Origin of the sequence: Vibrio sp. MMG023 (genome assembly GCF_021654215.1) — a bacterium.
In the GTDB taxonomy this organism is placed as follows: Bacteria; Pseudomonadota; Gammaproteobacteria; order Enterobacterales; family Vibrionaceae; genus Vibrio; species Vibrio jasicida.
This window is the reverse complement of record NZ_JAKFZP010000004.1, coordinates 660,318-682,897: the sequence shown is the minus strand read 5'-3', so window position 1 is coordinate 682,897 and position 22,580 is coordinate 660,318. Positions and strand designations below refer to the sequence as shown.

The 22,580-nt window shown below is 44.9% G+C and carries 17 protein-coding genes; 10 read left to right on the top strand and 7 right to left on the bottom strand.

What is annotated here, in order from left to right; translation table 11 throughout:
* Nucleotide 1: 1 nt before the first annotated feature.
* Entirely contained in the window at nt 2-1,993 is a 1,992-nt protein-coding gene (locus tag L1076_RS16505; RefSeq protein ID WP_237304045.1) for a U32 family peptidase, read from the bottom strand.
* 218 nt (nt 1,994-2,211) lie between these two features.
* On the opposite strand from L1076_RS16505, the gene L1076_RS16500 reads away from it, so the two are divergent.
* Entirely contained in the window at nt 2,212-2,661 is a 450-nt protein-coding gene (locus tag L1076_RS16500) for a DUF302 domain-containing protein (RefSeq protein WP_237304044.1), read from the top strand.
* A gap of 5 nt (nt 2,662-2,666) precedes the next feature.
* Here L1076_RS16500 and L1076_RS16495 read toward each other — a convergent pair whose 3' ends face one another.
* Together L1076_RS16495 and L1076_RS16490 are read right to left on the bottom strand one after the other, a co-directional pair.
* Nucleotides 2,667-3,599 carry a hypothetical protein gene (locus L1076_RS16495; RefSeq protein ID WP_054822400.1) on the bottom strand — a complete coding sequence of 311 codons (933 nt, stop codon included), beginning with the start codon at nt 3,597-3,599 and terminating at the stop codon, nt 2,667-2,669.
* 232 nt (nt 3,600-3,831) lie between these two features.
* Nucleotides 3,832-5,718 carry a methyl-accepting chemotaxis protein gene (locus L1076_RS16490; protein WP_237304043.1) on the bottom strand — a complete coding sequence of 629 codons (1,887 nt, stop codon included), beginning with the start codon at nt 5,716-5,718 and terminating at the stop codon, nt 3,832-3,834.
* Nucleotides 5,719-6,036: 318 nt separating this feature from the next.
* Between L1076_RS16490 and L1076_RS16485 the strand changes: the two genes are divergently transcribed.
* The gene (locus L1076_RS16485) at nt 6,037-8,787 is read left to right on the top strand and encodes a M16 family metallopeptidase (RefSeq protein WP_237304042.1); all 2,751 of its coding nucleotides are present in this window, start codon (nt 6,037-6,039) and stop codon (nt 8,785-8,787) included.
* A gap of 65 nt (nt 8,788-8,852) precedes the next feature.
* Here the strand turns inward: L1076_RS16485 and L1076_RS16480 are convergent, their stop codons facing one another.
* A complete protein-coding gene (locus tag L1076_RS16480; RefSeq protein ID WP_237304041.1) occupies nt 8,853-9,179 on the bottom strand; it encodes a (2Fe-2S)-binding protein in 327 nt (108 codons plus the stop codon).
* Between the two features lie 208 nt (nt 9,180-9,387).
* Between L1076_RS16480 and L1076_RS16475 the strand changes: the two genes are divergently transcribed.
* The 8 genes from L1076_RS16475 (at nt 9,388) to L1076_RS16440 (ending at nt 18,535) form a co-directional block, all read left to right on the top strand.
* The gene (locus L1076_RS16475; RefSeq protein WP_038868873.1) at nt 9,388-9,816 is read left to right on the top strand and encodes a Spy/CpxP family protein refolding chaperone; all 429 of its coding nucleotides are present in this window, start codon (nt 9,388-9,390) and stop codon (nt 9,814-9,816) included.
* 566 nt (nt 9,817-10,382) lie between these two features.
* On the top strand, nt 10,383-11,183 hold the full coding sequence (locus tag L1076_RS16470; protein WP_038868874.1) for a tyrosine-type recombinase/integrase: 801 nt from the start codon (nt 10,383-10,385) through the stop codon (nt 11,181-11,183).
* 394 nt (nt 11,184-11,577) lie between these two features.
* Nucleotides 11,578-12,312, top strand: coding sequence for a helix-turn-helix domain-containing protein (locus L1076_RS16465; protein ID WP_237304040.1), 735 nt, complete (start codon nt 11,578-11,580; stop codon nt 12,310-12,312).
* A gap of 332 nt (nt 12,313-12,644) precedes the next feature.
* On the top strand, nt 12,645-13,178 hold the full coding sequence (locus tag L1076_RS16460; protein WP_009706582.1) for a fimbrial protein: 534 nt from the start codon (nt 12,645-12,647) through the stop codon (nt 13,176-13,178).
* A 69-nt stretch (nt 13,179-13,247) separates the two neighbouring features.
* The gene (locus tag L1076_RS16455) at nt 13,248-15,713 is read left to right on the top strand and encodes a fimbria/pilus outer membrane usher protein (protein WP_237304039.1); all 2,466 of its coding nucleotides are present in this window, start codon (nt 13,248-13,250) and stop codon (nt 15,711-15,713) included.
* Between the two features lie 17 nt (nt 15,714-15,730).
* On the top strand, nt 15,731-16,489 hold the full coding sequence (locus L1076_RS16450; RefSeq protein WP_237304038.1) for a molecular chaperone: 759 nt from the start codon (nt 15,731-15,733) through the stop codon (nt 16,487-16,489).
* On the top strand, nt 16,489-17,529 hold the full coding sequence (locus L1076_RS16445) for an adhesin (RefSeq protein WP_237304037.1): 1,041 nt from the start codon (nt 16,489-16,491) through the stop codon (nt 17,527-17,529). The genes L1076_RS16450 and L1076_RS16445 overlap by 1 nt, the downstream gene beginning before the upstream one ends.
* Before the next feature lie 10 nt (nt 17,530-17,539).
* Complete coding sequence (locus L1076_RS16440; RefSeq protein ID WP_237304036.1) at nt 17,540-18,535, top strand: OmpA family protein; 996 nt, start codon at nt 17,540-17,542, stop codon at nt 18,533-18,535.
* A gap of 113 nt (nt 18,536-18,648) precedes the next feature.
* On the opposite strand, the gene L1076_RS16435 is transcribed toward L1076_RS16440, so the two are convergent.
* The 3 genes from L1076_RS16435 to L1076_RS16425 form a co-directional block, all read right to left on the bottom strand.
* Complete coding sequence (locus tag L1076_RS16435) at nt 18,649-19,035, bottom strand: DUF2541 family protein (RefSeq protein ID WP_005434277.1); 387 nt, start codon at nt 19,033-19,035, stop codon at nt 18,649-18,651.
* Nucleotides 19,036-19,314: 279 nt separating this feature from the next.
* Entirely contained in the window at nt 19,315-21,357 is a 2,043-nt protein-coding gene (locus L1076_RS16430; RefSeq protein ID WP_237304035.1) for a glycoside hydrolase family 3 protein, read from the bottom strand.
* Nucleotides 21,357-22,544, bottom strand: a complete 1,188-nt coding sequence (locus L1076_RS16425; protein ID WP_275424165.1) for a DUF1343 domain-containing protein — start codon at nt 22,542-22,544, stop codon at nt 21,357-21,359. Before L1076_RS16425 ends, L1076_RS16430 begins: the two co-directional genes overlap by 1 nt.
* Nucleotides 22,545-22,580 lie beyond the last annotated feature (36 nt).

Genomic DNA, 22,580 nt, shown 5'->3' with positions numbered 1-22,580 from the left:
GTTACAAGCCTTTCAAGTATTGAGCGTTTGCCGTTGGGTGAGTCGCAGTATTAAGTGCTTCAACATGCTGCTCATTGTGTTCATTCAGTAGAGCGGTAAAGGCATCGATCAATTCAGGTTTGGTCATCGTGACTTTGGTTTCTGTCTGGATGCCGCGCAGGTCGATCAACACGTCCGTAAACAGTTGCGGCAAATCTTGCAGCACTTGTAGGTTCAATACGTTGTGCTCGCTGTAGATAGAGTTGTGACTGCCTTTTTGTTTTTGCACCACATACGGGTTGTCTTTTAGGTTGATGATCGATGTGCGCTTGTCACAACGCTTCAAACAGCCTTTATTTACCTTAATCTTGCGGCAACCTTCGGTTTGTTGGAACAAACACTGGCGACTGGTGAGAAGAGTGTTTGGGTGGTAAATACTGTAATAGCTGCGCATGTTGTGCGGGCGCTTAATGTGGCGCATCTGCTTCATGTTCAGCTCGTTAGAGATAAACGCACCGCTTGCGGCGAACTCTTCTTGCAAACATTTGAACGAGTAGGAGTTCACCGTGTTCATCTGCGGACCTGCAACCCAACCTAATCCTAGCTCTTGAGCCAACATGCCCACGCCAGAGTTGTTGGTGATCGACAATTCTGGTTTCACTGCTTCTAAGAATGCACGTGAGGCTTGGTAATCGTCACCAATCAAAATCGCAGGGAACCAAGGTTTCAATCTAGGGTTTGTTTGGAACAACTCAATCATCGCATTCAGTTCACCCGCCAATCCCATTGGTAGCTGGAAATACACATCGACATTGCTGCTTTCGCATAGTGCGGTGTCTTCTGCTGATGAAATCAAGACAGATAGCTTCGGAGCGCCTTCGCGAATATCTGGTTGAGGCAGCGTCGGCAAAGTCGGTACATCAATCGCACCCTTTAGGCTGCTGCCAGAGGCTTGCGTTGAAGTCACATCAAAATCTTGAGTCTTCTCTGCAACCTTCTCAATGATTGCGGTTTTGTCGTCGTAGAGCTTTTTCTTCACGCCTTGCACATCATCGGCGGATTCGCATTTGTAGATCTTCGAAAAGTGTTTTACGGCGTGATCGCGAGGGTTGTCGATGTACATCGCTTTACCGAAATCACCTTGCAAAAACGCGTTAGAGAAATCGCGGTTAAATACGGTGTACAACTCTGTGGTGTCGTTCGACAGTTCTACGCCATCACATAAGCGGTCAATCTGTTTACGCCAGTTATCGACTACGGTGTAAACGTAGTGAGATTTCTTAATGCGGCCTTCCACTTTCAACGAATACACGCCCGCATCGGCAAGCGCTTCTAAATCGCCAAATGCTGAGTTGTCCTTCATGTTGAGAGGGTAGCTGTTGCCTGTTTTGGTGGTTTCGTATTGCTCACGACAAGGCTGGCTACAACGACCACGGTTGCCCGAAGCCCCGTTGCGCGCAGAGCTGATGTAACAGATGCCAGAGAAACCAATGCAGTAAGAGCCGTGCACAAACACTTCCATCATCACGTCATGCTCACGACCAAACTGAGCCAGATGCTTGATCTCATTGATGTTCAGTTCACGAGAGAGGTTCACGCGGCTCGCCGTCAACTGATTCAGGAACAAGATCTGTCCTTCGTTGTGCGTGTTGAGCTGAGTTGAAGCGTGTACGTCTAGATCTGGGAAATGATTCTTGAGAATGTAAGCCAAACCAAGATCTTGCACGATCACGCCATCAATTGCGGTGGTGTTTAACTGGCTGAGCAAACGCACGATGGCTGGGATTTCGCTTTCCAGTATCAATACGTTCAGAGTCAGGAAGATCTTACAGTTGTGCTGATGAGCTAGCGTCAGCACGCCATTCAAGTTATCTAAAGTGAGGTTGGTCGCTCGGTTACGGGCATTAAAACGGTCTAGTCCGCAGTAGATAGCATCGGCACCCGCAGCAATGGCAGCTTTGATGGAATCCAGATCGCCGCCCGGGGCTAATAACTCAAATTGATCGCGTGTCACTAGTTATCTCTTACTCAGTAAAATAGGTCACGTATTTTATGTGCTTCACGGTTTTAATGTTGGACTGATTAACGCTTTATTAATCTGAATCAATTTTCACTCTGAGTCGGTCTATTGTTGATAAGGAAAGCCGAAAATCAAACACGAGCAGGTCGCGAGTCTGGTGCTTGGCTTCTATAGTTTTTGGGTAGTGACATCGAAGCATAAGGAATCAGCAGATGGTAAAAGCAATAACAGTAGGATTGGTCGCAGTGTTGGCGTCGTTTTCCTCTTTGGCAGAAGACAGTGTGGTACGAGTTGCGAGTCAACATTCGGTGCAAGATACGGCGAATAAGTTTGTCGAAATCGCGCAAAGTAAGGGCTTAAACGTGTTTGCGCGTGTGAATCACCAAGAGAATGCGGCTAAGGTCGATATGGCGCTACGACCAACCGAAGTGATTGTGTTTGGTAATCCCAAAGTGGGCACGCCGTTGATGCAATGCGCCCAAGAGGTGGCGATCGATTTGCCGCAAAAAGTGCTGGTTTATGAAGATGCGGAAGGCAAAACTTGGCTCGCTTACAACAACCCAATGTATCTAAAAGAGCGCCACAAGATTGAAGGGTGTGACGAGGTGTTGGCCAAAGTCAGTGGTGTGCTGAGTAAGCTCACAGGCGCGGCAGCGAAGTAGTTTCCTCATGCTGCTCGCGGTCTCTCCATGTGTGAGCAGCATTCTGCAAGCCAACCGTTACGGTGAGCGGCATTGTAAGCACCTCGACAACAGCGCAGCCAATCTCGTTTACTTGAGAAATAGGACGCGCTGCCTTTACAGATCTTAAGTGTCCATTTTGAACGTGCAGAACGCATGTGGGCGCAGCATCTTTTCATCCAATTATTTCGGTGGGCGGCGAAGTAGGCTCCACTACATCCTTCTTGCCACGCTGTTCGTGTTTTGTAATCTGCAGCGCTTCTCATACAGGCATCCAGCGTCCATTTCTTTTGTGTTCTTGGTTCGCCCATATGAGCGCAGCATTGCTCTAACCACCCTCGGTTTCTTGCCGCTTGATAGGCGCTTTTACAATGGCTAATCCATTCCGTACGAGTTTTGAATGGTCTTGCGCTTTGGATACAGGCTGATAAGTTCCACTTGAGTTCGATTGGTTTCATGTGGGCGCAGCAGTCTTCCAACCAACCGTTGCGGTTAGCCGCGTTGTAAGCGCCGCTGCATCCGCGCTGCCAGTCGGAGCGAGTTTTGTATCGTTTGGCGTTTTCAGCGCAGGTTTCAAAGGTCCACTTTTTCCCAGTCCGAGAAGGGAGCATGTGGGCGCAGCAATCTTCAACCCAGCCGTTTTTTCTGGCGGCATGGTAAGCGCTCTTACAACCATGATTCCATGCAGAACGAGTCTTGTATTCAGAGGCGCTTTGTTTGCATTTTTCGTACGTCCATTTCAAGCCAACGCGCTGCATATGAGCGCAACATTGGTCGAGCCAGCCGTTGCGATACGCCGCGCTATAAGCCGCTTTGCATCCTTCACACCACTCCGTGCGAGTCTTGAATTTTGCTGCACTTTGCTTGCACAGTTCTAGGTTCCATTTGCCCCGTTTTTTGGGTAGGTCCATAAGATTCATAAGCGCACCCCTTCAAAGTTTCTGAATAAGGTTGAAAAGCCGTTTCCCTAAAAGTTTTGCCTATCTTGTTCTCTGAGGAACTTACTGATGTTGATAGGCGATAATGTTGATTGTGTTGCTTTTATGTACGGTTATTCGGGGCTTTCGGGTCAAATTAAGCCGAATTTACAGGCGGGAAAAACAACAAACCCCGCAACATGACGGGGTTTGAAATTAATGGTTGAAGTGGGTACTACACCAGTTTGAAGGTTGCCACTTTCGAGTTGAGATCTTCTGCTTGAGACTTCAACTCTGATGACTGATTCATCGACTCTTCTGCACCGATAACCAAGTGGTCCGTCACGTCTTTGATTGAAGTAACGTTTTGGGTGATTTCATTGGTCACGTGGGTTTGCTCTTCCGCGGCGGTGGCGATTTGGGTTGCCATATCGCTGATCATCGCCACTGCCGAGTTGATTTCATCCAGCGCTTGAGAAGCGCGGTCGGCATCTTCTACCGAACCTACTGCCAGTTCAGAGCTGCGTTCCATCAAGGTAACAGCACGCTGAGTTGTGCGTTGTAGCGTTTCGATGGTGGATTTGATCTCTTCTGTCGATGTATGAGTACGTTGCGATAGAACACGTACTTCATCTGCGACTACAGCAAAACCACGGCCTTGTTCGCCTGCACGTGCGGCTTCGATCGCGGCGTTCAATGCAAGTAGGTTAGTCTGCTCTGCAATGTCACGAATGGTCGACAGCACGGTATTGATGTCTTGAGCGTGTTGGTTCAGTTCACTGATCACGCCGCTGGCTTGGTTCACTTCCGAAGACAGGTTGTTGATCGAGTCTTTGGTGTTAACAACCAACGCATGACCATTTTGTGTGCTCACGGAAGAGTCTTGTGCCACTTTCGCCGTTTGCTCAGCGTGAGAAGCGATCTCTTGCGTCGCAGAAGCCATTTCCGTTACTGCCGTTGCCACAAGTGTGATTTCTTGTTGCTGGTGGTTGAGCTCGTCAACAGATTGATTTGCACGTTTGGTGCTCAGCTCTGACTGATGATTCAAGTCTTCCGCTTGGTGACGAATGTGGCCGATAAGTTGCTGAAGGCTAGCAACAAACTGGTTGAAGTTCTCTGCCAATTCACCCACTTCATCACGGTTCTCGACTTTGATGCGCTGAGTTAAATCACCGCTACCATTGGCGATTTGCGATAGAGCATTTGAGACGTTGTAAAGTGGACGGAATAGGATGTTACACAGCAGATTAAACAAGGCCACACAGATGATCACTACGATCGTTGTCGCGATGATTTGGCCCCAAACTGCGTCGTAAAGTGGGGCAACCAAAGAGTCATTATCCAGAACCGTGACCGTTGTTAGCTTAGTACCGTCAATGGCTTTCGCGTAAACCACGAAGTCTTTGCCGTTGATGGACACGGTACGATCTTGGCCAGAATTTGCTGCCGCTGTGATATCGCTGTTGTTCAGTCCCAATTTGCTGACAGGCTGGTTAAGCAGTTTGCTGTCATTGTGGGTGAAGATATTGCCTTGGTCGTTGGCAATAAACATATAACCTTCACCAGGCAGAATCACTTGGTTCAGGCTATTTAAGATGTCACCGATTTCCACGTCTGCACCTAGTACGCTGGTTTGACCGTGAAGTTGCAACGCCTTACCCAAAGACACCACGTTTGCGCCAGTTGCCGCAGCGACAGTCGGGTTGTCCATAAAGACTTTCGAAGGGTTTGCGATCGCGTTGGTGTACCAACCCCATTGACGAGGGTCGTCGTTACCCGGTGGAAGGACAACACCGTTCGCGTTGTCTTGAGAGCCGTCTGGATACGCAAGGAAGACGTTATCAAATGCGGCAGAATCACGAACTTGTTTTAGGTGGGTCACAATGGCGGATTTCTCAGCATCTTGTGACAGTGATGTGAGTGCGCGCTCTTTCGACAGTAGCCAATCGCTCACATATTGGTTGTAAGATGCGCTGGTACTTTCTAGGCGTTGCGCGACTTCAACATCAAGTCGCTCCAAAGCATCACGGAAAGACAGCCCCTCCACCAACACTCCCCCGAGGATGATGGCAGCACTGGCAGAAATCGCCAGCTTGTTCTTCAAAGATAAATTCTTAAGCATAGAGGTATCGTTGGCTCTTATATTTATAAAAATGGGTGTTTCGCGCGAACATTATATTTTAGTGGTCAAAATAAATTCCGATCTATGTCGCGTATTTGAGCCATATCGGTGTTTATAAAGAATTAATCTTTAATGCTATTTACTTTTTTGGACTAACTTGTTTATTAGCAAAGCGTTATCTAAGTCTTTGTAAATGATTCTTATTTTTATAAAGTGTGATCGAAGTCTTACTATTCGGGCGTATATTTCATATTAAATATCAAGCATATGACGTGATCGATATATTGCCTCAATTAATCATTGTTAGGGACGATAGTTATGCGTAGCACGTTGTTAATTCCCGCATTATTGCTGTCAGGGTGCGCTCTGACGCCCCAATCTACACCTCTTCAAACTGACCCTAATTGGGTTGTGGACCAACTTCCCAATGGGATGAAATACCACATTTACCCAACTCAAGATGAAGAAGTTTCGGTACGTTTGATGATGAACGTTGGCTCATTCCAAGAAGAAGCCAATCAAAAAGGCTATGCACACTTTATTGAGCACATGGCGTTCAACGGCAGTACCCATTTTTCTGGTAATGATGTAGTGAAGTTGTTTGAAGCTTCTGGTGGCAGTTTTGGTGCAGATATCAATGCCACAACGACCTATCAACAGACGACCTATAAGTTGGACTTGGCGAACCCTGAAAAGCTTGATGATGCGCTAACTTGGATGCGCGACATCAGTGATGGTATTCAGTTTGATCCAACACAAGTGGAGAAAGAGAAAGGCGTCATTTTAGGTGAGTGGCGACGTTCTCGTCCCGATGATAAATCCCTATCTTTTAACGCGTACCAAGCTTCAATTGAAGGAACACCTTACGCAGAGCACGACCCTATTGGTACACGTAGTTCTATAGAAAACACAACTTCGCCTGCACTCAAAACGTTTTATGACAAATGGTATCAACCACAATACGCAGAGCTTATCGTGACGGGTAATGTGGATGCAGAATCACTGACTAAGATTATTGAGAGTAAGTTTTCTAACTGGGATAGTACATCCGATGCTGTTGTTGAAAAACGTCGTGACATCCGAGCAAAAAATGCAGACCGTATTTTGCCAAGTAGTCAGATGGAGTCGCCGAGTTTGCATTTGATTATCGACCGAGATTCGGTGAGTCGTCAAACCATGCAAGATCAACATAAAGCATGGCAAGATGAAATCAGTGCTCAACTTATTCAACAACGCCTACTTAGTGTTTTGAATGATGCTGCGGAGTCATTTCAATACGCGTACGCACAACCATACTCTTCAAACTATCACCGCATGATGTCTGCTGGTGTTTCATTTGCACCAGAGCGCCGAGAGAAAATCCAGCAAATCTTCATGAACACATTGACGTCCTTGCGTGACTATGGTGTTACTCAACAAGAACTCGACGGGATCATGTCGGGTTGGTATGGGGAGCTGGCTAATCTCGATTCTGATTGGTCGAAACGCAAACCAGCAGGCTATGCAGAAGCGCGTGTATTCCAACTAGAACAAGATTCAGTGAGCCAATCCAAAGCAGGCTATGAATTGAGCTTGTCGACGTTTGTTAAGAGCAATACGCTAACCCATGCGAATGAAGCGTTGGAGGCTCTTCTTTCTCAGCCAGCAAGTTTTGTTGTCGGCTTAGGTAAAACAGAAAATAAAGCTCAGTTCGCTGGAGAATTTGCCCTGTTGAGTGCCGCTTACGCACAAGCGGGGGAAAAGCCTTTGAACATGTACGCGAAAGCCGATGGTTTTGTTCAGCCAAAGAAAGAAGGCACTATTGTAAGTACTCGTGAAGATGCGGGTGGTTTCCAAGTGTATACCTTGTCAAACGGTGTGGATGTTTGGTTCCAAAAGGATGATAAAGCGGCCAATCGAGCTTATGTTTACTTCGTCAGCCAAGGTGGTAAAGCCGCGTTAGATAAGCCACTGTATCCTGCGTTTGACGTGGCAACGATGGCAGCAGCTCGTAGTGGTTTGGGTGATTTTTCTGGTTCTGAACTCGACAGTTATTTACGTAAAAACGATATCTCGTTGTTCCCTATTTTAGGACCAACTAACCATGGCATAGAGGTCATTACTCCGAAAGCGCATTTGGCGAGTGCGTTAAATGGTTTGTACAACATTGCCACTGATATCAAAGTGGATGAACGCCAACTAGAAGCGGTGAAACGAGAGTTTCTTCAGCAGCGCCGTGCCTTTTTTGAGTCGTCGATGGGGAAATGGATTAAAGCGGCGAACGAAAACTCGTACTTACCAAACAGTCGCCATCGTTTGTTACCAAGTGATGGTGTAAAGGATGTGACACCTGAGCAGGTTCAAGCGGTACATGATGCTTTGTTCAACTACAATCGCGGTTTTAAAATGGTCATTGTGGCGGATGTTGAACCAGAACAAATTACCCCATTGTTGCGTAAATACGTCGCCTCTATTGATATGCAGGTAGGGGAACCGGTGGATTACTCGATTGAGTTCAACCCAAATGCATTAAGCCGAACGGTGATGGAAGAAGGTAACGAACCGTCATCGATGTATTTATTACGTCTAACCAATCAGCACGAGTCGCCAAGAACTGGGCATGACATGATTGTGGAAGACATGCTTCAACGTATTGCGGCTGCGCGTGTTACAGAGCAATTACGTGAAGATGCAAGCTTGGATTACAGCCCGAGTATTTATCCAATCACACAAGATCGTGAAATGGTGTCCGACTGGTTCTTGGAATCTCAAATCGATCCTAAAGACGTTAGCAAAATGGATGCGCAGTTAGATAAGGTTTTTGATGAACTGGCTAAAAATATCACTCAAAAAGAGGTTGATACCGCAGCTAAACAACTTGCGGTTGCAATGAAGGATTTGGATGATAATCCGGGCCAACGTAGCTGGGCTTACACACGCTATCTTGTTCATGGATATGGTTTAAACACATTGCTTGATGTAGATAAAGCGGCTGAGAGTGTGACGTTAGAAGAAGTAAAAGCCAAAGCGAAAGAGGCATTTGGCATCAAAGCTAAGCGAACAACGATTATTCTAAATCCAAAATCGTAATCATCTACAAGGGCGACGTGTGAGTCGCCCTTTTTCTGTCTCGCTTTGCCAATTCCTTGCGCGATTTAGCCACATTGGCAGGGCTTTGTTTCGCCTTTCTTTATTTGTTGTTTGTAAGTTTTTATCGCTTGTTTACGTTCTTCGTCTAAATCTGCGCGGCGCACAATCACTTTCATGCCTGATTGAGGCTTTACCTTACACGCGTAAAGAGGCGTGCCATTAACTTCTACTTTGCAAGCATGGCAGCAACCGTGTTTACGCTTGTTCTTTAGGCAGGGCGCAGCGATATTCACTTTGACCTTGCGGGCTGTTTCTACCAAGTTCTGATCATCTAGTGAAATCGCGATTTGATGGTTATCAATCTCTATGATTGCAGGTTTGAAGGTAAACATAATCTCTTAAAATTCAGTAAAACAATAACTAAGACGACAGAGGCCGAAAAAAGACGACGCATTTCCTTATTTTTTGTTCGGTTCCTTGCGATGCACTTCTAATGCTGTTTTTGTGAAGGAAAGTCGCACATTAATAATAGGCAGGAAACCATATGGTATCGCTTGAGTCTGACCTTACTCCTGATTGAAGTAAATAAAGGTTCCCCCAATGAAACGCTACTTATTGTCGACAATTTTACTCCTAAGCAGTGCCAATGTATTTGCAGAAGCGGCACCCACTCAACCTGTAGCGCCAAAACCATTTGGTTTAGAAAGCATTACTGCTGATCAGCAAGCTAAGATTGAAGAAATTCAGCTTAACTTAAGCAGTACGCTGACTCAGGAGCAATCGCCACAAGATATCCAAGAAAGTGCGAAGCAGTTTGAGAAGTTAGTAAAAGCGTCATCGTTTGACGAAGCAAAAGCAAAAGCGCTGCTTGAACGAGCTAACAAGACACAAATCGATGTCCAGCTTGCAAAACTAAAAGCACAAAACGACATTTACAACGTTCTGACTGATGAGCAGAAGTCGACGTTAGAAAAGCGCCAACAAGAACAAATTAAAAAGTTTGAATCGATGAAGCAGCAAGCTCAGTAATCGAACGATTTTAATTGTCTAATTGATTAAAAAGACACCTGATTAATAGGTGTCTTTTTTCTTGTCATTCAAAAATGAAAGGGACCTTTCCCACTCCTTAAATTAACGGTTATGAGCGGTGCTTTAAGGTCATCAAAACGTAACAAATTTAATGAGACTTATTGTGATCTTGGTTCAGTAAAAAACCTAATGATAACTAGATCACAAAACGAAGGCTTATCTAACGGGTGAGCACCGTTCTTATCACCAAGCAAACCGCCATCTTTCTGAGTAAAAAGTCAATATAGTTATAAGTCTAGATAAATTATCAAGTTAAGAGATGTATTTACCGAACAGATCAGCACTGTCGGAAGGCCAATTCAGCTTGATATAGTCCAGAGGATTTTGTGCAGGGGATTGGGCTCAACCAATCATTGCCTGCCCTGCACCATAGCATGAGAAAAATACGCTCAAACACGGGTTAATAAGCATTGGGTAATAACTGACGAACACTCATCCTTATTACTTATGGTTGTTTGAACTATATTTTAATTATTAATAATTATAACGCAATGGAAGGTATGTTTATGAGTACCGTACAGGCAATCAGTGACAAGCGCCTTGTAAAAAAAGCAGAGAAATACCTCAAGAGTCATCATGATGAAGTGTATTGGCTAATTTGGAGAATAGGTATTGAAACAGGGCTACGAATTACCGATATCACCAAGTTGGGTTACGATAATATCAATTTCGAATCCGGAGAAGTGGTTGTGATTGAGAGTAAAGGCACGCTAGCCCGACAAGCCAGAGCGAGGCATAAAGTCTTAAAAAGTGTCAAAAATGAGTTGCTTAACTACTACAAGCGTGATCACACAAAACTGCTTTCTGTTTACGTATGTGACTATCGACACATCACTGATCTTGTTCCTCGCTGCTGGAAAGATAGCGTCCAAACACGATTAGAAGAAGCAACCAAAAGTGCGCCAGTGAAAAAAAGAGTGGCTTATCTCAGTCCGCGAACATTAACGGCATTAAAAAAGCGACAAAGAGTATGGCAAGGTCGAGACAGCGGATTCATCTTTTCAAGAGCGACACTGGGCAGTAATCGTGCAAAAAGGCAGCGAGGTGTCATTTCTCGACAAGCGTGCTGGCGGGTATTCTCATGCTTATCTTGTTGTATCGATGAGCTTCGCCAACACAAGATTGGTTGTCACAGCCTGCGTAAAATCTTTGCACGTCACCTTTATCATTCAAGTGATATGGATATTGGCCTTGTTGCTACTATCATCGGTCATCAATCTGTTGCGACAACATTGAGGTACATTGGCATATCTGATGAAGATACAAGAAGGGCGCAATTGCGGCTGTTTGACTACTTTTTCGCATAGCCAATAACAACACAGTTCATATTCTCAATGACTGAGGAAGCGACCGCGACCTCACGTTTTCTAATGTCTTGAATTCCTAGCGCTGATTATTTGCGTCTTTTTTCTGCATCCATTTGTGGCTGAAACGCACGGTGAGTCATCGGTTTCTTGATAGGGTTGCTCAGGTAAAGGCTGAATCTATCGATATCAACGTAGTTGTTCTTTACCATTGAATCAAAATGCCGTTTTTGTACATTTCTCTTTATTTTTTAATGGCATAGCATCAAATAACTCGAGACAAATTCTACAACCTATCCTCCTCAAACATACAGAGCATGTCCGTATTGCTTAACTTTTTTATGCCTATTTAACCTCTTGATTCATAAGTCAATTAAGCAGTGCAGGAGAACAGTAGATGAAATCGAACTTTTCTCATCACCTTCGAATGACACGAAAGAGAAGAGGTTGGTCTCAAAGAGAGTTAGTTGAGCGCTTGCACGATCTTTCCTTCTCTTTGTTTTCTGGGCTTGATGTGAATGCACTTTCTCGTTGGGAAAGCGAGAAGATACAACCGACACCTGAACGAATGGTTCAAATATTTAGAGCTCTCAGAATCAGTGTAGATGAACTTAAGGTTTGTGGCTTTCCGAACAAACCTCAACTGATGAAGAGATTTGAGCGCTTTCGAAGAGGAAATTTTGGACTGATTGAACTTCCCCAAAGGCAGGGGAGGTGGCGGCGTTTAAAAGAAAAAGGCAGTGGTTATAAGTTTCTTAGAAGTCTATGTTCCGTTGAGGAGTATGAACCGTTTGTGACAGGTAGGGAGCGAACGGAGCAGTGGTCTGTTACTGGGTGCTATTTAGCATCAGTCACATATCGAATCGAAGGCGATACTTTCATTCTTCTCCACTCTGAAAGCTTAACTTACAGTGCGTTGCTGTCGACGATTGAGCGTTTGATTGAGCTATTGTACGAAAGTGAGGCAAAATTTTTTTGGATCGTCGCGGCTGAAAGAAAAGCGGCAAAGAAAGCTCGAGTCCTTCAGCTTGAAGAGGTTGGCTTGTGTTCGAATATATATTCTGGAACGTCAGATTATGTATTAGGCGAGTTGTTGACTATTCGCACTTGGAGCTCCTCAAATAACACTTAATTTTCACGAATTGTACGTCGAGTCATCGTTATCTTCGGAAAAACGTTTAATTGGATGAATGTAAATTGGAACAGGTAAATAACATATAGGCTCGTAACAAGAATGCATTATTTCTTGATGAAAAGGAGCAAATAATTTAGGGAGAATTAATGATTTAGAACTTAATAACATTCACGCTAACCAAAAATCATAATGTTTTTGAAACGATACAAACACATCGAGTTGGAAATAAAACGTTTCCATCCACACATTTATTAAAAACTAAATTGCAACGATAAGAAGTCATCACTTCTTGTCTGCATTTATTCGCTAAAAATACACGGGATTTAAAAATGAAAGCTAAATTCATTCGCTCATCAATCGCAGCTACTTTTCTTTTTGGACTGATGTCTGCAACGCCTGCTTTGGCAGAAAACACGACCAACGTTTACTTCAAAGGTGAAATCGTAGAATCAGCATGTGGTCTATCACCAGACAGCATCGATCAGACAATCCAACTTGGTCAACAGCCAACGCACATCTTTAAAGCAAAAGGTGACCGCTCTACACCAGTGCCTTTCCAAGTGAAGCTGACGGATTGTGATACGACTGTAGCAACAAAAGCAGAATTCACATTCGATTCTAACCCAGACACTACTGGTGACCTATTCAGCGTTGAAGGCGGTGCAACGGGCGTTGGCGTACGTATCCTTCACGATGGTAACCCAATCGACAACGGTGACGTAGCGGCAAGCAACGTAATCGTAGACGGCACAAACATCGCGTCTTTCTCTGCAGCGTATGAAGCAAACGTAGACGTAACAGCAACACCTGTTACTGCGGGTGTTGCAGAATCTTGGGCGCTACTACGCGTAACGTACCCATAAGCAGTTGCCGAGAGAGCTTTGGCTGTTTAGCCAAAGCTCTCGTTCTAATAAAAAACACTGGTTGATAAAATGCGTCGTCATTTACTCGGTTTAATAATTGTACTTTCCTTTCCTTCTTTTTCTTACGCGACCAGCTTCAATGATTATTTTATAAGAAGTAAAAATAGTGTCGATTTAAGCAAATTCTCGAATGCGAACTTTGTGGAAGACGGTAAATATGAGCTAGAGGTTTATATTAATGGGGAGTTCTTAACCAAAGAAAATATTGTATTTAATAACAATAAACCCTGCATTTCTGATGCATTAATGGACAGCCTTCCTCTTAGCGAGCGTGGTTATAAAGTCTACAAAGAAAACGCGATCTCAGTTGATGGTGGTGTGTGTTATCAGTTTGAAGATGTCGGCTACACCAAAGTCACGTCCGATCTCGGTAAAGCACGTTTAGACATCACGACGCCTCAAGAATACATCGCCAATGAGTACAAATATGGCTTTGTACCTGATCGTTTATGGGACGATGGCATCGCCGCGCTCTATCTGGATTACAACGTTAACTATTTTTCTAGCCAACAAGACGATGAAAACGGTTGGAATGACGATCTATCCACCTATGGCATTGTTGGGCTAAATGCCGGAGCGTTTCGCTTTCGAGCAAATTACCAAGCATCTAACAACTACTCGGGTGACTTTACTTCATTGTATGGCTACGCGCCGATTCGCAGCATTAAATCGAAATTGACGTTCGGTAATACCCAGTTTGGCTCGGACGTGTACGACTCGTTCCAAATGACAGGTGTTCGCCTACAAAGCGATGACCAAATGTTGCCATCGAACTTGCGCGGTTACTCGCCAGTGGTCTCTGGCACGGTCAATACCAATGCGGTGATCACCATTCGCCAGCAAGGCAACGTACTTAAAGTGGTGAATGTGAATGCGGGGCCGTATCTGATTGATGACCTATCACAAGCGTCTCAAGGTACGTTGGATGTTGAAGTAAAGCAAGCCGACGGGACGATTCAACGTTACCAAGTGAACGGTGCAGATGTGCTGTACCTAACTCGACCTAATCATGTGCGTTATAGCGTTTCAGCGGGTGTGCCGGACAGTGACGCTTATGAGCACACGCCAGAGTTCTTTTCCGCCGAAGCTTCCTATGGTGTCAACAACTACCTGTCGTTGTTCTCTGCAACGCTGCTCTCTGAAGATTACCAATCTTACACTTTCGGTAGTGGTATTAACCTGAATTACTTCGGGGCGGCTTCATTCGATATTTCTTCTGCACAGGCGAAATTAGGCGACGACACGGATGCCTCTGGCTTGTCTTATGGCTTTACTTACAACAACACGCTGACCGACTTTGGCTTGGGCTTACGTGTGGCAGGCTACCGTTTTTCGGAAGAGCAATATTACGAATTTGATGAGTATTTGAAGTCTTATGATGACCGCACTTCTTCCATCGTCTATGCCGCGAACAACAACCGCAAAGATGAAAAATACATTGCACTAACCCAGAGCTTTGGCTCGACCAGTGCGTATTTGTCTTACACCTCAAACAACTATTGGGACAATCGCCGCGACAGTTCTCGTTACGACGTCAATATTTCGCATCCGTTGAAGATCAACGGGATCGATCTCTACTTAACGATGAACCTGTACAAGTCGAACGATTCATACATCAGTTACGACTACGAGTCGGGCATTAATGAATACTCGCCAAGCATTGACGAAAAAGGTTGGTCATTGGGGATCTCTATTCCTATTGGTGGCAGCAACACTGTCTCAGTTCAAACCAATTCACGCAGTGGCGACTACTCTCAAAACCTTGCCTACTCGGGATACAACAACGATGACGGTTCTAACTATCGCGTTGCTTACGATGTTTACGAGGGTGAATCCAACGGCGTAAGTGTCAACTACAATCGTGATTTCTCATTCATGTCGACGTCTGTTGGTGGCAGCTACAAAACCAACTCGTACAGCCAAGTAAACGCCAATGCGATGGGGACAGTGCTGCTTTCAAAACATGGCTTGGCATACAGCGCACTTAACTCGGGTACGTCGCGCATTCTTATCGACTCGAATGTACCAGACGTCACCATTAACGGCAGCAACAACGAAGAGACCAATGCGTTTGGCTTGGCGCTGATCAATGGCGTGACGCCTTATCAAAAGAGCTACAACACCATCGATTACAAATCACTACCTGATGATGTTGAGGTGCTCGGCAGCGTTAAGAGCATGGTGCTGACCGAAGGTGCGATCGGCTATCAAAAAATCAAGGCCCGCCAAGGCAGCAACTTCATGGCGCGCTTGCAAGGCGAACAAGACATTCCGTTTGGTGCATTGGTGTTTGACGACGAACTCAATCAAGAGATTGGCATTGTTGGGCAAGACTCGACGGCTTATCTGGTCGGCGTCAATCTCGATTCAAAAATCAGTGTGAGCTGGGGGGATAACCAAAGCTGCCACTTAATCATTGATGACTCAATCCTAAACAGTAAAGAAGTCATCCGTTCCGTTCATTGTGATAATTAATCAGTAGTTGAGAAGTTATGAAAAAATCAATTCTAGCCGTCATGTGTTGTTTGATGGTCTCGGCATCGGCGAATGCAGCATTGGCTTTAGACCGAACTCGTGTGGTTTATGAAGGTCACTCAAAGGTAGAGACCGTCAAAATAAAGAACCCCGCTGACATTCCATTCTTGGCGCAATCTTGGTTGACGGACATGGACGGAAAGGATGTAGAAGACAAATTCATCGTTGTTCCACCCGTGTTGAGAATCGAGAGTAAAGATTACGCCATGTTGCGCATCAAATCTTTGCCAACGGCTTCCCAACTGCCGCAAGACAGGGAAACAGCTTACTTCTTACATGTTCGCGAAGTGCCGCCTTCGGAGCATGACAAGCACGATGATGCTGTCGCAGAAACTGCCAGTGGCTCTATCCAAATCGCGATTGAATCGGTGATCAAATTTTTCTATCGACCTTCCAGTCTGGACAAGATTAAGCGCATCGATAAAGCGGTGGCGAGCGCGACCAAAATTAAGCGCACGGGCAGCAATAAGATCTTGGTAGAAAACGGTTCGCCATTTTACGTGACTTACTCTGAATTGATGGTGGGGAAAGCTAAGAAAGACGCGACAGGTTTCACCCCTGTGATGCTTGCGCCGTTCACCAGTAGAACCTTGATAGTAGAAAAAAGCGACCGATACACGTTAAGCCACATCAATGATTATGGTGCCACGGTGAGCAACACCTATTTCTGCAATTCAAAAAACATTTGCACTGCCAAAGACGAAAGTGAGGGGTAATGATGAGAGCGTTATTTCTAACACTTTGTTTGCTCGTTACGGGGCTTTCAGTTGCTCCCAATGCGTGGGCGTTAGCCTGCTACAGCACAGAAGCCGGTGGTAGTTTTGGTGGTAGTGGTCCTGGCGGTGTAAGCAGTTTCTACATTGACCCTTCTGCATCGGTACCCATTGATGCGCCTGATGGACAAGTGGTATGGCGTGGCCCGTCTCAAACGGTGAATGTTACTTGCTATAAAGATGCGACGAATTTCCCTCACCTGAAGGATTTCCCCGAGCAAGTGTTCTTTTGGCCCGGTAAAACGGGTGATACAGTCGTCCCGAATATTCCTGGTATTAAGGTGGGGTTTCGATATGAAGGCCGAGATATTTATGGCGTAAAAACGGCGGTCGATGGCTTCAGGGTACCTCAGTGTAGTGCTAGTGAAGATAACAACGCCTGTGAATCACGCACTAAAACATCCAAAACCATTACATACCAGCCCATCATTGTTACGGGGCCGGGGGACTTCTCTGGATATAGCGCACCGGTCAACATTTTCCAGTTAGATGGGGAGTTGGGTTACAACGGGGCGTATGCGAACTACCGCAGCGTGATTCAGAACATGGACATTCTTAAGCCTTCTAAATGTTTGGTTGAGCTGGAGATCAAGAACAACAACATCGACTACGGGCGCATTGGTGTGGACGATATTGTGCAAACCGAGCCTCGCCCTCTCACTATTATCGTTCGCAACTTAAAGTACGGAGCCGATTGTCCATCCGTTAAGCTGCGTGGTTATTTTGATAACGTGCGTGATCTGACCAACCGATCTTATGTGCCTGTCTTTGACGAAAGCGGCACGGAAATCAAATCCTATGGCATCAAACTTTACACTCCGAGTGGTGAAGAAGTGCAACTTAATGAGCCTGTCGGTGATGGTTACGAAGTAGAGCAAGTCGGCTATGACCGTTACTTCGCCAAACTGGTGCCTTTCGACCCTGCCAACATTAAGAAAGGGAAGTTCGAGGGAATGGTGGTGTACACCGTTTCTTACTTATAGGGGAAGGCTTGTGAATTACAAACAAATGATTTTGCTCGCGATTTCTGTTTTTGCACTCTCCCCAGTTTTGGCACAAGAGGCTAAGCAAGTTGACGGACCCGAGAAAGGTGTTATCGATACTTTGGTATCCAATGGGTTGTATTTTCAAGTGGCAGGGGGACTCGCTCAGTTTAAAGACGATCCTTACAAGCACGACAACGACATCACCAGTTTGAAGTACAGCTTAGGTATCTCGACGCAGCCTTTTGATTATGAGTTAGGCTATCGCAGCTTATCGGACGGCAATGGTTTTGACATGAAAGGTTTGGACATTCTCGCCAAACACAAATGGTCACTGTGGCGCGATGGTGGTTTGTTTGCTGGTGTGGGTGGCTACATCTACAACGCCGACATGGACAAGCCTCAGTTGGATTCACCGACAGAAACTAGCGGCGTGGCACCGTACTTGTCGGTGGGCGGTTACTATGCTCTGAGTGAGTACATCGACGTCTCGTTGCAATTCGACAATCTGTTTAATGTCAGTGTGCTCGATCAGTACTACGACAAAAAAGACACCAAGCAGTTGCGTCAGGTGAACTTGTCTCTGGTGCTTCATCCGTGGTCGAGCAGCAGTTACGATCCGCAACCTATTGAGTACATAGAAGATGCGCCAGAAGAGCAAACCGTGATTCTAGCGGAGAACAGTCCAGTTTATAGCTATGACGATGCATCGCTCAACCCTGAGATGGAAGCTCAGTTGATGCAATTGGCCACTCGAATTACTGAGTTGGAAAGCTATGAAGTGGTGGTGACAGGGGGGGCAGACAGTAAGCCTGCTTATCTGGAGTACAACAATCACTTAGCGAAAGAGCGAGCAAAAGTCGTGGCAGATTTCTTGATTTTGCATAGCGTGAAAGCGGACAACATTCGTCTTGAGACGTCAGTCATTGAACAAGAATATCGCGAGCAAGCCGCGCGTAAAGTCGAAATTACGGTCAATGGAACCGAATTGGTTGTGCCAGAATAAGAGCCTTCTTCGTTTCTGACTGACAATAAAAATCCCTCGCCAATCGACGAGGGATTTTTGTATTCGTAGAGAGGAGGATACTCATCCCTTTTGAATGTCGAGATCAGTAACGATTAATCGTTCTTCTCTTTACCGTAAACGCGCACGCCCGCTTTAGAGCCTTCTGAGTTACCGTATACTTCGATGTTTTTCACACAGCGACGGTAACCGAAGTAACGCCAGTCGGTCATCTTGTCTTTCTTTAGATCACGGTGGAAGCGAATCGTTTTCTCGTCACCGTTTTGGAATCGCACAACGACCTTTCTTAGTTCTAGGTCTTTCTCTGCTTTCACTTTGATCGCGTTGGTGTTGCGGCAAATCACCATTGGGATTTTTGCAGCTAGGTTACCGTGCTCAAGCAAGATAGTACGACCTAAAGTGAATTTATCGTCTGCGTGTGCAGGAGCGATAAGTGTTGTTGCAGCCAATGCTGCAGTGATAATAGCGGTATAAATTCTCATTTAAAAAATCACCAAAACACAGGAGCGCGAATCATAGTCGAGCTCAATAAAATTCAGCTAGCAATATTTTTCTTTGTGAATGAAATTTCACAGTCCGCTGACTTTGATTGCATAAATGTGAGAATTTAACGTGTGGGAGAAAAAGTAAGTAGCGGTTTGGGGTAGAAGATATGAACCCATCGATGCCACAAGAGTTGTTGGAAAGCACAGAGGCCAAGATTTGAATCAAAACAAGGGCACGGAATGTGCCCTTTTATGTTTAGGTTTTACTGGGGAGGCTTAGTAGGAAAGGCCATGTCCTATTGGATATTTCACTTCACCCAACACAGTGTTTCCATCTTCATCGAGCTCTATCTCATAGACATTGACTGGGAGTCGTCCTTTTGGCTTGTTTACCCCCATTAATGTGTCGATAACAGCCGGTAGAGAAGGGCCACGCATTGAACCATTTTCATAGCCGTAGTAGTTGTATGCAGCTATAGATGTATCAACAATATCGTCATAATTCACAATATCGTAGGGTGCTCGAAGAGATACGTGAACGGATTGTTTTTCCTTTTGTGAGGCGTACTCAAATAAATATCGAGCGAGTTGCTCTTCAGTCATTGACTCGTCGGTAGGAAGAGTCGAAGCACGTACTAAAGAGTAGTTCGATAAATTCTTCGGTGCCTTCGTGCCTTTTGAAAATGCGACCATCTTAGTTGCGTTTGGTATGCCATCGTCTTCAACAGGTGAAGGTGCAGTGGAATTAGTACCAATAACTAGAGTATCTGCATTATCAATATCAACAATGGCTTCATCCCAGCTTGTGTTAGAAAATTTGGTTCGTGAGATGTCAAAGGGGGATACATTATTTCGTTCTAGCTGTATTTGTATTGCTGCGCCCTGTTCTTCCCATGGGGTTATAATATGAATTTTACCAAGTGTGCTTGCGTTGGCTGGGAGTAATCCATTGTTTTTAACAATGGTAATTGATTTATCGGCAATCTCCTTTTCTACTTCTTTGTGTTCGCTGGACTGAAGCACTTCTAAGCTATAGCTGTAGACATCCTCGAAGTCAGTTGCTCCATTTTCATTCAAGATATTGTTTTCAAGTTTTGTCAAAATGATCCTTTTTACCGAATCATCGATCAATTCTATCGACAGTTCTTGTTTGTCTACGGCTTCCATTACAGCATCAATAATATGTGTAACTTTGTTATCGTCTTTCTGTGAGTAAAATTCAGTTGGCATCAATGCAATGTCAACGCCTGCATTGAATAGTTTCACAACCGCATCTTCTTCGGTGAAGTAATCTGCGATTCCCTTCATATCTAATGCATCAGAGATAGTTAATCCGCTATAACCTAGCTCGTTTCTTAATAACTCAGTTTGAATGTGATAAGACAAAGTTGCAGGGACAAGGATTTCAGAGCCTATAGGAGTATCGTCGGTTTCTTTTGACGTATAGAGGACGGAGTCATCAAGTGCAGGATATTGGATATGTGCGGTCATAATCATATCGGGTTGTGTGCCTGCCTGTATTGTTGATATATAAGGGTATAGATCGGTCGCATACGCTTCTTCTAGCGTCTTGTTTACGCGTGGTAAACCATAGTGAGAGTCAGCTTCGGTATCACCATGCCCTGGAAAATGTTTAAAAGCAGATACAACGTGGGCATCTGACATCCCCATGCTTGTCTGGCCACCAAGTACTCCTACATCTTCGGGAGACTCACCAAAAGAGCGCACATTGATAACAGGGTTGAGTGGGTTACTTTGTACGTCAACGACTGGGGCAAAGTTGACATTAAACCCTATAGAACCGACCTCTCGACCTAGAATTAAGCCCTGCCTGTAGGCTAGATTATCATTAAATTGATCGCCCAGGTAAGCTGCACCAAGAGCCATATTACCTGCGAAGTTTGTTGCTTGTTCTCTTGGAAGGCGTACGACGTTTCCACCTTCTTGATCAATGGTCATGAATAAGCCTAAAGGCTGGTCATCACTGACGGAATCTTGCATATCCCAGATTAGGCGAGCGGTATTCTTGATGCCATCCATGTTTGAGGAAAAAAGGATTACACCACCGATACTTTCCTCTTTGATCACTCTTCTGACACTTTCGTTTATTTGAGTCAATCCTGTCGAACATTCTTCCACATCATCGGCACAGAAATAACGAAATGACATGGTGATTTTTTGCGCTATTTTTTCTCTGGTTGTCATCTCCGATAAGATACTTTCAGCGCGTTGTTCTAAAGACTGTTCATTACCGTCTCCATTATTGCAGCCGGATAAAATTCCCAGTATTGATAAGATACAGAGTGTTTGTTTTTTCATTATTCCCCCTCCGATTTGTTGCTCTGTTCTGTATAAATTAAGTATTCAGTTCTCATGTTTTCGTAGCTACTGAGATTGCTATCCCAAGAGGCTTCAATGTCTTCTAATGGGACGCCATTTATGATCATTGGCAGCACTTTATCCGTTCCGAGTAACGAGCTTAACCACTCAGGTCTATCGATGATTTCAGAGCTCGCATAGCCCATATCACGCATGTTCCAATACCAGTCATAAAGTGGCTGAAGAGTAAAGTTGAATGGGCTGGTTTGAGAAACTTGATAACTCTCACCGTAAACATATTGGCCCCGTTGTGGCCAAGTAGCGGAGGTGTCATCAAGCAAAAATTCAATATTTACTTTGAGTTGGGGATCTGGAAAAGCGATTACCTCGAAAGGTGTTTTACTGCCACGTCCCACACTGATGCTTGTTGCTTCAAATAGACCAAGAGAAGGATAAAACTGTATAGCATTGTCGGTTTGAAGATTTGGAGAAGGAGGGGTTGGTAGAGAGTAGTGAGTGCTATGGTCGTAGCCTTGCATTTCAGCTACAACAATGTCCTCTTTTGGTATCTGAATACCGTTAGAAAGCCATCTTTCACCGTTAATCATGTTGGCAAGTTCACCGACTGTTAAACCATGAACTACGGGGATCGGGTGCATGCCAACGAATGAGATGAACTCTGGTTCCATGATGGGGCCGGCAACATAATCCCCATTTGGGTTTGGACGGTCTAGAATGACAATCTCTTTGTTGTTCTCAGCCACGCTCTCCATTACGTAGTGCATGGTACTTATGTAGGTATAAAAACGTACACCAACATCTTGTATGTCAAATACTAAAACATCTACGTTCTCAAGATCTTCCGCTGTTGGTTTCTTATGGTCGCCATAAAGTGAAATGACGGGTAAGCCGGTTTCGACATCAATGCCATCTTCGACTTCTTCTCCTGCCTCTTGTTCCCCCCGGATACCATGTTCAGGTGCAAAAAGAGTCGTGACATGGACTCCTTGACTAAGCATAAAATCTATAGTGTGTTCGCCATTAGATAAATGCGACGTGGGATTGACGACTAAACCTACTCGTTTGTTTTGTAAGTACGTTAGATATTGGTCGGTATTTTCTATACCAAGTGTTATTTTAGTATCAGTTGTATGATTATCATCATTATTATTACTCTGACATCCCATAATAATAATTAATGGTAGTGCTGCATATATATATCG

What these genes read in the sequence shown, in the direction of transcription:
- L1076_RS16500 (WP_237304044.1), top strand. Translation starts at nt 2,212, where the DNA reads ATGGTAAAAGCAATAACAGTAGGATTGGTCGCAGTGTTGGCGTCGTTT.
- L1076_RS16495 (WP_054822400.1), bottom strand. Translation starts at nt 3,599, where the DNA reads ATGAATCTTATGGACCTACCCAAAAAACGGGGCAAATGGAACCTAGAA.
- L1076_RS16490 (WP_237304043.1), bottom strand. Translation starts at nt 5,718, where the DNA reads ATGCTTAAGAATTTATCTTTGAAGAACAAGCTGGCGATTTCTGCCAGT.
- L1076_RS16485 (WP_237304042.1), top strand. Translation starts at nt 6,037, where the DNA reads ATGCGTAGCACGTTGTTAATTCCCGCATTATTGCTGTCAGGGTGCGCT.
- L1076_RS16480 (WP_237304041.1), bottom strand. Translation starts at nt 9,179, where the DNA reads ATGTTTACCTTCAAACCTGCAATCATAGAGATTGATAACCATCAAATC.
- L1076_RS16475 (WP_038868873.1), top strand. Translation starts at nt 9,388, where the DNA reads ATGAAACGCTACTTATTGTCGACAATTTTACTCCTAAGCAGTGCCAAT.
- L1076_RS16470 (WP_038868874.1), top strand. Translation starts at nt 10,383, where the DNA reads ATGAGTACCGTACAGGCAATCAGTGACAAGCGCCTTGTAAAAAAAGCA.
- L1076_RS16465 (WP_237304040.1), top strand. Translation starts at nt 11,578, where the DNA reads ATGAAATCGAACTTTTCTCATCACCTTCGAATGACACGAAAGAGAAGA.
- L1076_RS16460 (WP_009706582.1), top strand. Translation starts at nt 12,645, where the DNA reads ATGAAAGCTAAATTCATTCGCTCATCAATCGCAGCTACTTTTCTTTTT.
- L1076_RS16455 (WP_237304039.1), top strand. Translation starts at nt 13,248, where the DNA reads ATGCGTCGTCATTTACTCGGTTTAATAATTGTACTTTCCTTTCCTTCT.
- L1076_RS16450 (WP_237304038.1), top strand. Translation starts at nt 15,731, where the DNA reads ATGAAAAAATCAATTCTAGCCGTCATGTGTTGTTTGATGGTCTCGGCA.
- L1076_RS16445 (WP_237304037.1), top strand. Translation starts at nt 16,489, where the DNA reads ATGATGAGAGCGTTATTTCTAACACTTTGTTTGCTCGTTACGGGGCTT.
- L1076_RS16435 (WP_005434277.1), bottom strand. Translation starts at nt 19,035, where the DNA reads ATGAGAATTTATACCGCTATTATCACTGCAGCATTGGCTGCAACAACA.
- L1076_RS16430 (WP_237304035.1), bottom strand. Translation starts at nt 21,357, where the DNA reads ATGAAAAAACAAACACTCTGTATCTTATCAATACTGGGAATTTTATCC.
- L1076_RS16425 (WP_275424165.1), bottom strand. Translation starts at nt 22,544, where the DNA reads ATGGGATGTCAGAGTAATAATAATGATGATAATCATACAACTGATACT.